The organism is Clostridium beijerinckii, assembly GCF_036699995.1.
Taxonomy (GTDB): domain Bacteria; phylum Bacillota; class Clostridia; order Clostridiales; family Clostridiaceae; genus Clostridium; species Clostridium helianthi.
The window spans coordinates 3,031,074-3,045,094 of the sequence record NZ_CP144906.1; the positions used below are offsets into that span (position 1 = coordinate 3,031,074).

Consider the following 14,021-nt stretch of genomic DNA (forward strand, 5'->3'; position numbering starts at 1 on the left):
ACTCAACCCCATTTTTAAATATTCTTTTATATTACTATAATTTCTACATTAAATACCAAAATCCTTCAACTTTACATTTATTTATAACTTATTACATAACAAATTATATTCTATCTTTAAAAATCTCTTTATTTTTTCTACTTATTGTCAAATTAAAGCAAACTAAACTTAAGAACTTATATAAAATCAATAAAGCTGAGACTTTCTAAATACAAGAAAGCCTCAGCTCAACTAATTTTCTATTACACTTTTTGTGCACACATAATCAGGTATCATATGCATTTTTTTAATTTCAAGAAATAATCATTTAAAATTTGACCACTCAAATTTATTAGTAAGTAGTTGTTTAACTTTGTACTTATATTAATATCTTAGAAGTACACAAAAATATGTTGTATTTAAATGCTCCCAAGTATATAACTCCAATTTTTGATTGTGTGATAATAACTTAATCAGCGAACAAACGCGAGTAAATTTTCTGCTAGAGCTTATTTCATTTAGTACTTGTCACACTAAAAGTGGAAACATGAAGTTATGGAAGGCAATCTCCAATTTAGAGCTTTCCAGTGAAGATTTTCCCTGCAATGCCTAATGCGCTGCATGCTTTAGGGAAACCTACATATGCTGCACATTGCAAAATAATTTCTAAGATTTCTTCTTGTTTTAATCCAGCTTTAAGAGCACCTTTTATATGAAAATCTAATTGTTCAAATGCGCCTTGTGTTATAAGAGCAGTTATAGTTACAATTTCTCTTGTTTTTAAATCCAAATTTGGTCTTGCATATATTTGACCAAATCCAAAAGAAATCATTTTATCCAAAAAATCTGGAAATATCTCTCCCACAGAATTTATCATTTGTTCACCATTTTCATCTGTCATTTGTTTTAACATATTGATTCCGTTATCATAATCTTTATTCATTTTACTATCCCCTTTTCATAGTTGGCGGTATTTCATTTGGATCAACCATAACTTCTATTAGAATTGCTTCCCTATGTAAATTTGAAATTTCTAACGCTTCTTTTAATTCAAGTTCATTGCAGCATCTAAATGACTTTACACCAAGAGATTCACCAAATTTTTTACCATCTAATGGTACATTATAATTTGTTCCTACTGTCTTTCCAAAAAACTTTATCATAGCCTTTTCTGGCATATCTAATCTTCCATTATTTATTACTATAAAGGTAACTGGAATATTATAATTTGCTGCTGTTGAAATTTCAGCTCCCTGCATAAAAGTACATCCATCACCTGTCATGCAAATAATTCTTGAATTATAGTTTGCTAGTTGCGCTCCGATTGAGTATCCTATAGCATGCCCCATAGCTCCAAATACGTCATCGAAAAAGAATGTGCCTGGTTTTCTGATATTAAAATATCTTATTGCATAAAAAGAATGACTTCCATCATCGCCAAAAACGACAGCATCATCCGGTAATACTTTTCTTATTATTTCCATAGCATGAGCAGATGAAAGATACTTATTGATTTCTTTAATATTATTTTTAAATTCATAAATCTCTTCTAATAAAGTATATTCTTTTCTTCTCTTATCTTTAGCTTTATCTAATACTAGCTGTAGATTTTCTTTGATATGACCAATAATAGGTAGTGTTTTAACTGGTAATGCTTTTTCTATGAATGTATTATCATAATCTAAATGAACAACTTCTTTAGGATAATTGTCCGGTGATATTCCTACTAAAGACATATCAGATAGTTTACTTCCTATGACTATCATTAAGTCTATATCTTCCTTAATATATTCACTTGATTTATCTGTACCACCTAAACCTAATGCGCCAAGTGATAAAGGATGGTTCTCAGAAAATGTTCCTTTTCCTCCTGGAGTCGTCATAACTGGTATGTCCCAAATTTCAGCTATGTTTTTAACTTCTTCGTAAGCTAGACTTGAATGTACTCCTTTACCTGCTAATATAACAGGTTTTCTAGCATTATTTAGTTTACTAACAAATTCATCTAATCTCGATGATATTAGTTTATCCATATTGTTAGGTAAATCAAGTTCAAATTCATCTATTTCTTCATCAAGTATATCAAGAGGTATTGATAAATGAACTGGCCCTTTAACTCCTGAATAAGCTTTTTCTAATGCATGTTTTAATAATATTTGAAACTGATCAGCTCTTTCGACTCTAGCACTAAATTTAGTAACTGATTCAAACATCCTAACTAAATCTGTACCAAAAATTGTTGAATCTTGTCCTATAGCTTTTCCAACATTATGCATAGATTGCTGCCCAGTAATAAATAGTACTGGTACATGGTAAGCTTTAGCCTGTCCTGCAGCAGTTAATGCGTTTGTGCCTCCAGGTCCAGAAGTTACAAGAGCAACACCCAATTTCTTGTTAATTAACGAGTAACCTGCTGCTGCATAACCAGCACCACTTTCATGTTTACTTAAAATAAAATTAATATCTTGTCTATCCAATTCCATAATCAAAGAAGCAAGAGGTCTTCCTGGTACTCCAAAAACATTATTAATCCCCCATTTTCTAAAATTGGATACTAAAATAGATGCTATGTTTCTCATATGTATCTCTCCTTTTATAATTAATATTAATATTCTAGAAAGTAATTTTAGAATATTAATCATCTTATCTGATGTCTATCCACAATAGCACAAATGTGTTACATAAAACCTCTCTCACTAAATTCAAATGAATCACATTTAAGTGATTATAACTCCTTAAGTGGTTAACTAATAATAAACCGTTAACTCATAGATTTCCACTTTCACTTATGTGCTTTCTGAATCAAGTTTTTCCTTATTCCAAACTAATTGCTGCATAAAATCCCATATGTACAGCTGTGCCAACATTCCCAACTTTTTCACAATCGCCTATAATCCTAGTTTTTGTATAATATTTTGCTTTTATTGCCTCTGCCAGTTTATTGTTCATTACCATGCCCAAGGCATTAATCGCACTATCAGCTTTTATAAATTCAGATGAACCATCATGTTTTTCTATATAAACGCCCTTACTATCAATTGATGTAACTTTACTATTTGTATAAATTTTCACTCCCGCCTTATAAAGCATAGGTATTAATGATGCTGCATTAACAAACAAAGCATCCTTTGCAACTGCATCTGACATTTCAATAATCGTAACTTTCTTACCATCTTCAGTAGCGAATTCCAAAGCACTATCACAGCCTGATAAGCCGCCCCCACATATAACAATATCCTCACCTTTTAATAATCCTTTATCTTTATGTGCCTCAATTAAATTAATAACATTTGAACCGTCGATACTAGGAATTTGAGGATTAGCTGGAACTGCACCTGTTCCTACGATGATTTTATCGCACTTTGCTAATATCTCATCAGCTTCAGAAACTTCTGTGCCTAGTTGAATTTTAACATTTAAATTTTTAAACTGAACACCATACCAATCTATTAATCTGCGCAACTGACTCTTAAAAGCAGGTGTCGAGACTGCTGCAATCTGTCCGCCAATTACTTTTTCTTTCTCAAATAGAGTAACCTTATGTCCCTCAATTGCAGCAACACGTGCTGCCTCTAACCCTGCTGGCCCAGCTCCTATAACTACGACATTTTGCGGAATTTTAGTATGCTTAATTTTAAAACGCTTTTCATTACAAGCTTGCGGATTTACAGAACATCCTAACTTAGCAAATCTACCTGCAATACGTCCTATACATCCCTCATTACAGCGAATGCATGGTCTTACATCTTCACGATTACCATTCATAAGCTTATTTGGCATTTCTGGATCTGCTATTAGAGGACGTCCAAACATGACAAAATCAGCATTCCCAGATTCTATTAACCTAACTGCTGTTTCGGGCGTATGGTTTCCCGAATTAAGTATTGGAAGATTAACAGCTTTGCGTGTAGGCTCACATAAATATTCCATACATGCATCGCCTAAATATGAAGGCGGAAAAACATATTCAATTGCCTCAGACGATCCTGCATCTATATCTATTGCATCAACTCCGGCCTCTTCCAGTAGTTTAATAAGATGTACGCTGTCTTCTATAGTACGTCCACCTTCAAATCGATGATCAAGTGATATACGAAATAATATTGGCATATCTGGTCCAACCGCATTTCTTACTGAACGAATAATTTCCATAGGAAAGCGAGCGCGTTTTTCATCTGTTCCACCATACTCATCCTCACGTTTGTTCCATATTGGAGACATAAATTGATCTATTAAATCTCCAGCATGTCCATGTATCTCAATCGCGTCAAAGCCTGCATTTTTAACGATTTTGGCAGAACATGCAAAATTTTTAATAATTTCTTTTATATCGTAATGACTCATAGGCCTACAATTAACTTTTCTATTATATGCTGCTGGTATAGGTGATGCTGACATCGGTGGCTCTCCATATTCGTTTGGAAGTGCATCACGTCCTGTACCACAACATAATTGGGCAGCTATTTTTGTCCCATATTTTTGCACAGTTTCACAAAGAGTAGTAAGTTTTGGTATTACATACGTATGCTCTAATATACCTGAAAGAGGACCTTGTGCTATATCATGCGAGATAAACTGAGCGCCCATAATTATAAGTCCCACTCCGCCTCTTGCACGTTCTTCATAATAATCAATTTCATCATTTGAAATAGTACCATCACTATTGGATGCATTAATTCCTATAGGCGAAAAAACTATTCTATTTTTAACCTCCATGCTTCCAATTTTGAATGGCGTAAATAACTTCTTATAGTCCATAATAACTCTGTCATTCCCTTCTCGATACCTATCAAAATCTATATAGATACATTAAATAAATAACTCACTAATTAAATAGCTTAGTTTATAAAATTTTTTCATATATTACTTTTATAAATATTCCTTTAAAAATAAATATCAGAAAATTCAACATTAATGGCATTTACTAATCCATTATCTGAAGATATGAATGCATTGCTTTTCTCTTCAAATATAACTTCTTTAATAGGTAGTGTTATTGTAAATTTACTACCTATTCCTAATTCACTTTCTACCTTTATGCTACCTTCTAATATTTCTACAAGCATCTTTACTAATGCTAAACCAATTCCACTACCTTCTGCCTGTCTCGAAAGATTATTATCAACTTGTCCAAATCGTTCAAAAATCACTTCACGCTTATCTTCTGGAATCCCTACCCCAGTATCAATCACAGCAATTGATACTGTTTTATTATTCATATTTTCTGTAATCTCAACAGTTATATTTCCACCTTCTGGTGTGAATTTTATTGCATTTGATAAAAGATTCAAAATTACGCGCTCATATTTTTCATCATCTATTGAAGTATTTATGCTATATGTATTAGTTTTAAATCCAAATGCGATTTTCTTTTGCTCCGCATATATTTTTATAGACTCTGCAATTAATTGTGTTATAAATACAATATCTATATTTTTGGGGTTTAATTTAAATTGATCTGCTTTTAACTTAGTAATATCCAATAAATTATTTACAAGCCTCAACTGCCTGAAAGCATTTCGCTTTATGCTTCCTATTAAGTTTTTGACTGATTGAGGAATCTCATTAATATATACCTGTTCAATCAATTGAATAGCTGAATAAATTACATTTATTGGTGTTTTGAATTCATGAGTAATAAGGGTTATAAATTCATCCTTCATCACAAGATCTTTTTCTAAAAGCTCCCTTTGCTTTTTTTCTGATTCATATAATAGTTCTTTTTGCTTATTTATCTTACGATTTTGTTTTCTAAGCAATAGTTCTCGTTCTATGGCATCAACTACAGTAGTTAGTGTCATTAAGAAAAATGGATTATGAAGTATAACAGCCGTCATTATGCATATAGTTCCAAGTAAATTATCATCGTCTGAATAGTGGAATGGTACTCCATAACACGCGCTTTTCTGTAGACAATTATAATAATGACTATCTCCTATTATCTGTATTGGATGATTTTGTTTAAGAGTTAAACTTACTACATTTGTTCCCATAACCTCTTCACGAAATTGAATACCTGGCTTAACTCCAAATTCAAACATTGTTTCTCCTATAGCTTCGTCCCCAAGAATCTCTAATAAATACCCATTCTCATCAGTAATAGTAACTAATATAGGAGTACCTTCTAAAGATTTAATCATTTTATTGCCAAAAAATTTAACAACATCTAAAACTTCTTTATATACCTCTTTCTTTTTAGCTAATTCTAATTCTGATATAGCATTAGGAGACACTCTAGGTTTGTTGGGATCTAATCCTAATTTTCTACACTTCTTTTTTGATTCTATAATATAATCTGCTTCTTGCTCATCTATATCTTGCAACGTATATTGCCTCCTCAAAAGAAAACTTTAGTAATTTATGTATATTGATTCACTTTTTTACATAATTTACCCAACTATTATATCACTAACTTCCCATTATCGGAATATTTATTCTAATTAATTTCATAATTTACAATTAATTCATATATATTTTATATTTCATGTTTTTAAAACCACAAAAAAATGTAAAAATGTAACTAATATTACATGAAAATTGTCCGAATTAGAAAAATAATTTTCCACCCATTTTTACTATTCCCATATTTCATAATACTTGTCTTTTAGAAAATCTTTTAATGCACCTTAACCCTATATCTAATATAAATTGTTACATTTTTAACTTCTTTTGTTTTTAAATTCTTAACTTTTTTCCTTTTTAAATTGTAAAAAAGTTTTATTTTAAAAAATGTTCGTTCAAAAGAATATTTATTTGTGACTTGCTTTTAAGCGATTTGATTTATCATATAAAAAATATTACTATTATTTAACTTAATCCATCAATCACAAATAAAATAAGTGTAAATGCTAATCAATTTCTTAATTAATGCTTGAATATATTGATTTTGTATAACAGTAAAATGAATATTATGTAAATTAATTGATTGTTTTCCATTATAGGGATATAATTAATTGTACGGTAAAAAGACAAACTTAGTCGAATTAAATATCATGACATAAGTTTTATATACTAAAAGAACTACAAAGGAAGCTAATAACATACGGTTGTTGGCTAAGTTCAAAGAAGCAAATACAATAAAGGAAGTTAAGTCACTTGCGCGACTTAACTAAGTTCGAGTAACCAAAAATCAACTTCAAAGGACGCTGACGCCCTACGGTTGTCAGCTAAGTTCGAGAACCCAAATGTAAAATTTGGACTCTCACTTATCACTTATAACTTATCACTTATTAAGTATTTAGTTAGGGGGAAAATTATTAATGATAAACAAAATAATTAGTAAATTATTAGGACCAGTTATTGGAATTATGGGATTTATGCTAACCATGGGCGTATTAGAAATGCCAGCTTTAGCAGATGATAATGTACAAGCAATTTCTTCTTACACAAGTAGTACAACTTCAGCTGCTGCTACTTATAAAGATTATTCAGTTAATATAAATAAGAGCGTTACTCAAAATGGATTAAAAGTAACATTAGAAAAGGCAACGGTAACAAAGCATAAGTTAAATGCAGTAATTAAAGTAGAAAGCACACAACCTTTTGATAAAACTAAATACAATGATAACTCAATATTTCAATTACTTTATGGTGAAACTCATCGAGGCGGAGAAGGTATGTCGACTGATTTTATAGATGATAAAACTCTATTAATTACTATAGATCAAGATAATGACGACGAAGAATTTCCTGAAAGTGGTGATTTAAGGCTAGATGTAGTATTTCCTAATTATAAAGTTAACATAGGAATGGATTCAAACGCAGATTTTTCGGAATCATTTAAAAACATAATTGAAAAAGATCTATCAACAAAAATCTCTGGATCTGATCGGACCTTAAATAAATTGGAGTCTGATGTTTTAGGAACAACAGTTACTTATAGAGAGCCTCGAAAAGACCATGATGATATGTATATGGATTCTTCAATGATCTTAAAGGTTGGCGATAAAATGTATAGGTTAAGCGCTTCTGGAAGTTCTTCAGATGATAAAGAAACAAAAGGAACTTATGAATCAAAGTCGGCTACTTATGATATTCTTAAAGAGCAAAAAGATATAAGTGTAATACCTTTAACTTGTAATATAACTTGGGACGAATTTAGAAAAGCACATGAAAATGGTAATAAAAAAGAAGATACAAATAAACAAACAACTAATAATGTAACCTATTCAAAATCTTTCGATTTCTCTGATGGAAGTAAAGGAGAAATATATAATATTGAAAGAAATGATAATACTGTAAAAGTATATTGTAAGGGAAGTTCAGAAAAGGCAAGTTTATTAATGGCAAGTAGTATGAGTATGTATTATAATTTTACAGAAGGTCAAGTTTATTACTCTAATTATGATAGCGATAAAAATATGAGTTTCTATAAAGATCCAAATGTTGCTCTTGGATATATCGTAGAGTTTAATAATGTAGAAAAAGATAAGGCCTTAGATATAATTTCTAGAGATAATATAGAACAAATAGATAGATATAATCTAGGAAGTGAAATACAAATTTCTAAATAAAATACAGTTTAAATATTTCTGTTAGCTTTTTGTTATACACTTATCAATTCTAAAATTAGTTTTACGATAGTAAAAATTTGATTTTATTCAAATAAATAGAGCGGCTTTTATGCTGCTCTATTATTCTATTGTTACAAAATTCTTATAGCTTAGTTTGCACTTTTATAGCTTTTCTTCAATATTAATTTTAGCGTTTAGTCTTCATCATCAATTTCAATTTGTTCCTTCGCCCAATCACTGAGACCTTTTAATGAAGGAATCAATTTCTTACTATTCTCCGTTAATGAATATTCCACACGAGGAGGCATTTCTAGGTATTGTATACGCTTTACTATTTTATACTGTTCTAATTCCTGCAAGCAGTTACTTAGCGACATATTAGTAATTCCATTTAGTTCTCTTTTTAATTCATTAAAACGTACTACTTCTTTTTTGGTTAATATACATAGTATAGGCAATTTCCATTTACCACCAATTACTTTAAGTAAATATTGTAGATGAGTATTTATGGACTTATCCTTTCTTTCATCGTTCATAATAAATAATCTCCTTAGTAAAATTAAATATACCTAGTCAAAAAAAGTTGCGTACTAGTATATTTTTGATTTAGTAATATAATTATATCATAATATAAATTTTATTTTAAATGAAAAGGAGCAAAACATTTATGAAAATTATCGCTATTAACGGGAGCCCACGTAAGAACTGGAATACAGCAACTTTATTAAAGAAATCTCTTGAAGGAGCAGCCTCAAAAGGAGCAGAAACTGAACTTATAAACCTCTATGACTTAAAATATAGTGGCTGTATAAGCTGTTTTGCCTGTAAAAGAAAAAACGGTGAACATGGAAAATGTGTAATAAGAGATGATTTAACCCCTATTCTCGAAAAATTAAAAACAGCAGATGCAGTTATCTTTGGTTCTCCCATTTATTACATGAATATTACTGCTGGAATGACTGCACTACTTGAGCGTTTCTTATTTTCTAATAACATCTATAGCGAAGAAATACCAACGGTTTATCCTAAGAAAATCCCTGCAGGATTTATTTATACTATGAATGCTACAGAAGAACAAATTAATCAATTTGGAGTTAAGCAAAGTTTTACTTTACGTGAAAATATGATTGCAAGAACCACAGGAAAACCCCTAGAATCATTATATAGTTATAATACTTATCAATTCTCTGATTATGATAAATACGAATCTTCTAGGTTTTCTGAAAAAGAAAAAGCAAAACATAAAGCTGAACAATTTCCTGTTGATTGTCAAAAAGCCTTTGACATGGGAGTAACGCTTGTCACAAATGTATAATGAAGCAGTAGCTAATCAAGCTACTGCTCTATTCTCCGTTTCACTGTTCTCTTTAACATTGAAACGTATAATCCAATTGAATATCATAAAAAACTGCTTTATCTATATGAATTATTCTGCATGCTTATACAAAATCACACTTTCAATATAATTTATATACCTTCTTAATTCATTTGATTCTTCTCTAGTAATTTCTCCTGATTCATACATATTACGAACTGCTGAACGCTCTATATCCATGGCTTTAATTCTTAGTTCTTCCTTTTGTTTTATGTTTTCCTCATTATATTTAACTACGTTTCCTTTGAATCTATTAATCATGGTTCTATAATATAGAATTACATCTTGTGCAGCGTTTGATCCTTCATGACTTCTTAGATATTCCTCTAATGCTTCAATTGCAGCTTGAAAGGATTTCAATTGAATATCTTTTACTAATTTCAAATTATTTAGCTTGATTTCTTTTCTCTTCCTGAACTTTTTATAAAAAATCTTCGTTGCTCTCATTAATTTCCTTACAAGAAACATAGTATCTTGACTAGGATTTCTTAGAAAGACTTCTTCTCTATAATCTAAAGATTTATCAAGTGCTTTAAATACTTGTTCATCAATCTCACTTTTACCCATTAATTCATTAATATATTTTCGCTCTGCCTTTAACGCTATTAATTGTATTTCAACCATTTCTTGCTGATTAAATTTTTTCTCAACTGCGTTTGAAGTTTGCTCAAATCTAAGATTTTGAGATATATGTTTATATTCATGAATTAATTCATAAGCTACTGCTTCATTTTTATCATTTAATTCTGACTCAATAGCTTTAATACCGGCTGATAAAAGTCTGTTTTTGGCATCAATTAAGTTTTTATCAATAATCTTTTCATCCTCATTCAATTCATCTTTACATAAAAATGGCAAGAACACTGTTGCACATATTAGTGTAAATAATATTACGCCAGCAGTTAAAAAAAGTATCAGTGAGCGTTCTGGAAATGCATCTCCGTTATTCAAGAAAAAAGGTATTGATAGAACTCCCGCCATTGTAACCGTACCTCTAACACCTGTTAAACTAGTTAATAAGGCTATCTTTACATTAGGTACTTCTATATCTTTATTTTTGCTTAAACGATATTCATAAAAAGCTGAAATATAAGACCAGACAAAACGAATTGCCAAAATAACAAAACCAATTGCAATAACATATCCAATGGCCTTTAAATTTCCTATATTTGGATCAGCTATTGTTTCACTCATTGATAGAGGAATATTTAATCCTAATAATAAGAATACAATTCCATTTAACACAAATAAAATAATGGACCATATATTTTCTGTAAGTACCTGCTCTTCCGCTATGCTAGTTTCAAATCTTCTGCTGATAAGTGAATGAATAATACCTGCAACCACCACAGCAATTACTCCTGATGCGTGTAGAAGTTCTTCAGTAATTATAAATATTACAAATGGAGCTAATATCTGCAGAAGAGAGTGAAAGACAACATCATTTATACCCTCTTTACGCAAATTAAATCTTATTAATGTCAAAATCAAGGCAAAAATCAAACCTAAGACCGCCCCAGCCAAAAATAAATACGAAAAATTTAAAATTGCATCTTTTAATGAGAAATAGCCTGTTACTACAGCAGCTATAGCGTAATTAAAAGCTACTATACCTGATGCATCATTTATCAAAGACTCTCCTTTAACAAGATTTAATACTTTTTCAGGTATGTGAATTCTCTTTGCTATACCATTTACAGCCACTGGATCAGTTGGTGATAAAATAGCTGCTAATGCAAAGGCAGCTGCAAGAGGAATTCCTGGTATCATCCAATGAATAAAATATCCTCCACCTATAGTTGTTAATAAAACTAGTATTAAAGAATTTCCAAATATTGAGCGCCTCATTTTCCATAACTCTTCTCGTGGAAAGTATTTTCCATCATTATATAAAATCGGTGCTACGAATAAGAGAAAAAACCATTCTTCTTCTAATTCAAAAGAAGTATGTTTAAATGCAAATGCAATAATTACACCCAAAACAATTTGTGTCAAAGCTGTAGGTATAGATGGAACATAGTGACTAATAATATTTGAAATCAATAAACATCCCATCAACAATAATATCGTCATTAGTAAATCCACTTCATATCCCCTCCTTTGGTCTATTTTAACTTATATGTTATTACTATTATACATGATAAAATCACTCAACAATAATCTTTTTTATAAATTAGTATTTTGGGAATGTAATCTTACTTCTAGTCTACCCTATAAATATAAAAAAACTTATTAGCTTCTTAAAAGCTAATAAGTTCTATTTTCTCAAAGAAATTTAATAAAAATTATTAAAATACCTTTATTGATCTTAACACCTATTCTTTGCTAAATAGTAAAGAGTTCTCACACCAACTCCTGTACCACCTTTAGTGCAATAACTAGTTTCCTTTTCAGTCCAAGCTGTACCTGCAATATCTAAATGTAACCAAGGCTTATTTTGTACAAATTCGCCTATAAATAATCCAGCAGTAATAGTACCTGCATGCCTGCCTCCAGTATTTTTTAGATCTGCTATATCGGACTTAATAAGTTTTTTATAATCATCAAAGTTAGGTAATCTCCAAACTTTTTCATCAGCTTTAAGTGATGCATTTTCTAAATCTTTATAAAACTCATCGTTATTAGATACCACAGCTGTTGTAGTAACTCCAAGTGCAACTAAGGCAGCTCCTGTTAATGTAGCTAAATCTATAACCTTATTAACTTTTTCCTTCTCAATTATATAATGTACCGCATCTATGAGAGTAAGCCTTCCTTCTGCATCTGTATTTAAAACTTCAATATATTTACCAGCCATAGAACCAATTATATCTCCTGGTTTATATGCAGCTCCAGATATTAAATTCTCGCATGCAGCAATTACTCCTACAACATTTATCTTTAACTTTTTCTTTGCTATAGCACTTATTGCTCCAATAACTGATGCAGCTCCACCCATGTCTGATTTCATTGAATCCATGCTGCTAGTTGGCTTTATAGAATATCCACCTGAATCATAAGTGACTCCCTTTCCAACAAGACCTAATATGTCGTCCTTTTTGCTTTCATCTCCAAAATATCTCATTACAATAAGTCTAGGAGGAAGTTCTGAACCTTTTGCCACTGATAGGAAAGATTCCATTCCAAGTTCATTAATTTTCTTTTCATCGAATACTTCAACTTCAAATCCATATTTGTTTCCAGAGCCAATAACCTTTTCTGAAAGAGTTTCTGGATATAGTACATTAGCTGGTTCATTAACTAAATCCCTTGCAAATTTAGTTGTTTCAACAAGTATCAAAGCTTCATCTATATATTCATATATTGAGTTTGTTTTTCCATTTTCATCAGTGCAGATACTTACCTCAATTTCCGAATTTTCATTAGCTTCAGTCTTGTATTTATCAAATCTATATTCTCCAAAACCAATTCCTTCAACCATAGACTTTGTAATATCTTCAACTGATAACTTTTCATTAGATATCATATTTAATGCTATTTTTTTAGCTTTTAATTCAATTGCCTTTTTTATTGCCTTTCCAAAAGAACCTCTTATAATTTCTGTTGTCAACTCATCCTTGCTTCCAAGTCCAATAAATATTATGTCTTGAACTCCACTTTCAACTACATTGGTAGCCGCACATATTTCCCCAGCATTACCTTTAAATTTATTGCTTTCTCTAAAATGCTTATATATAACAGTAAGCTTTTCATCTTGCAAATCTTTATTATCACTATAAACAGGAAGCATAACCAAGTCAGCTTCATGAGCTTTAATTGTATTAATTTTAAATTCCATACTATTCCCTCCATCTATAAAAGTTAGTTAATATTCTTAATTTTTATTTACTGTTTACTACGTGTACAAACACTAGAAATATTTCATTCCTTTATAGTTTATTATTTCAATCATAAACTCATTATATGTTATAGATATCCAACTTTAAAACTAAATTTTTGTGATAATTTACCGAAATAATAAATATGCATTAAGTGCTCGCTTAAGACTGAAATTTAGAAACTTGATTTTAACATACATATTAAAATTGTAAACAGTATACACATAATTTATTAAAGCCTAAGCATCTATCATTAATGTTACGCTTTTATTGTAGTTATTATACCATATAATACGAATATGAATACCTTTTTCCATCTTTATTCAATTGGTTCTT

The 14,021-nt window shown here is 30.4% G+C and carries 9 protein-coding genes; 2 read left to right on the top strand and 7 right to left on the bottom strand.

Annotation, left to right across the window (positions count from 1 at the left end):
* Positions 1–553: 553 nt before the first annotated feature.
* The 4 genes from PZA12_RS14050 to PZA12_RS14065 all read right to left on the bottom strand — a co-directional run bounded on the left by PZA12_RS14050 (position 554) and on the right by PZA12_RS14065 (position 6,302).
* Positions 554–922 (bottom strand): carboxymuconolactone decarboxylase family protein, encoded by a 369-nt coding sequence (locus tag PZA12_RS14050; RefSeq protein ID WP_078115402.1) that lies wholly within the window; start codon positions 920–922, stop codon positions 554–556.
* 4 nt (positions 923–926) lie between these two features.
* Complete coding sequence (locus PZA12_RS14055) at positions 927–2,558, bottom strand: thiamine pyrophosphate-binding protein (RefSeq protein WP_078115401.1); 1,632 nt, start codon at positions 2,556–2,558, stop codon at positions 927–929.
* Between the two features lie 235 nt (positions 2,559–2,793).
* A complete protein-coding gene (locus tag PZA12_RS14060) occupies positions 2,794–4,737 on the bottom strand; it encodes an NAD(P)/FAD-dependent oxidoreductase (protein ID WP_078115400.1) in 1,944 nt (647 codons plus the stop codon).
* A gap of 125 nt (positions 4,738–4,862) precedes the next feature.
* A complete protein-coding gene (locus PZA12_RS14065; RefSeq protein ID WP_078115399.1) occupies positions 4,863–6,302 on the bottom strand; it encodes an ATP-binding protein in 1,440 nt (479 codons plus the stop codon).
* A 936-nt stretch (positions 6,303–7,238) separates the two neighbouring features.
* On the opposite strand from PZA12_RS14065, the gene PZA12_RS14070 reads away from it, so the two are divergent.
* A complete protein-coding gene (locus PZA12_RS14070) occupies positions 7,239–8,492 on the top strand; it encodes a DUF4179 domain-containing protein (protein WP_077842462.1) in 1,254 nt (417 codons plus the stop codon).
* Between the two features lie 194 nt (positions 8,493–8,686).
* Here PZA12_RS14070 and PZA12_RS14075 read toward each other — a convergent pair whose 3' ends face one another.
* On the bottom strand, positions 8,687–9,028 hold the full coding sequence (locus PZA12_RS14075) for a winged helix-turn-helix transcriptional regulator (protein WP_017210606.1): 342 nt from the start codon (positions 9,026–9,028) through the stop codon (positions 8,687–8,689).
* Between the two features lie 131 nt (positions 9,029–9,159).
* On the opposite strand from PZA12_RS14075, the gene PZA12_RS14080 reads away from it, so the two are divergent.
* Positions 9,160–9,807: a flavodoxin family protein gene (locus PZA12_RS14080; protein WP_078115398.1), complete on the top strand. Its 648-nt coding sequence runs from the start codon at positions 9,160–9,162 to the stop codon at positions 9,805–9,807.
* A 111-nt stretch (positions 9,808–9,918) separates the two neighbouring features.
* Here PZA12_RS14080 and PZA12_RS14085 read toward each other — a convergent pair whose 3' ends face one another.
* Positions 9,919–11,952 carry a Na+/H+ antiporter gene (locus PZA12_RS14085; protein ID WP_078115397.1) on the bottom strand — a complete coding sequence of 678 codons (2,034 nt, stop codon included), beginning with the start codon at positions 11,950–11,952 and terminating at the stop codon, positions 9,919–9,921.
* A gap of 223 nt (positions 11,953–12,175) precedes the next feature.
* Positions 12,176–13,645 carry a leucyl aminopeptidase gene (locus PZA12_RS14090; RefSeq protein ID WP_078115396.1) on the bottom strand — a complete coding sequence of 490 codons (1,470 nt, stop codon included), beginning with the start codon at positions 13,643–13,645 and terminating at the stop codon, positions 12,176–12,178.
* Between the last annotated feature and the right edge of the window lie 376 nt (positions 13,646–14,021).

Excerpts from the sequence above, each read along its gene's own strand:
- PZA12_RS14090 (WP_078115396.1), bottom strand. The coding sequence starts at position 13,645 with ATGGAATTTAAAATTAATACAATTAAAGCTCATGAAGCTGACTTGGTT.
- PZA12_RS14050 (WP_078115402.1), bottom strand. The coding sequence starts at position 922 with ATGAATAAAGATTATGATAACGGAATCAATATGTTAAAACAAATGACA.
- PZA12_RS14055 (WP_078115401.1), bottom strand. The coding sequence starts at position 2,558 with ATGAGAAACATAGCATCTATTTTAGTATCCAATTTTAGAAAATGGGGG.
- PZA12_RS14080 (WP_078115398.1), top strand. The coding sequence starts at position 9,160 with ATGAAAATTATCGCTATTAACGGGAGCCCACGTAAGAACTGGAATACA.
- PZA12_RS14075 (WP_017210606.1), bottom strand. The coding sequence starts at position 9,028 with ATGAACGATGAAAGAAAGGATAAGTCCATAAATACTCATCTACAATAT.
- PZA12_RS14060 (WP_078115400.1), bottom strand. The coding sequence starts at position 4,737 with ATGGACTATAAGAAGTTATTTACGCCATTCAAAATTGGAAGCATGGAG.
- PZA12_RS14070 (WP_077842462.1), top strand. The coding sequence starts at position 7,239 with ATGATAAACAAAATAATTAGTAAATTATTAGGACCAGTTATTGGAATT.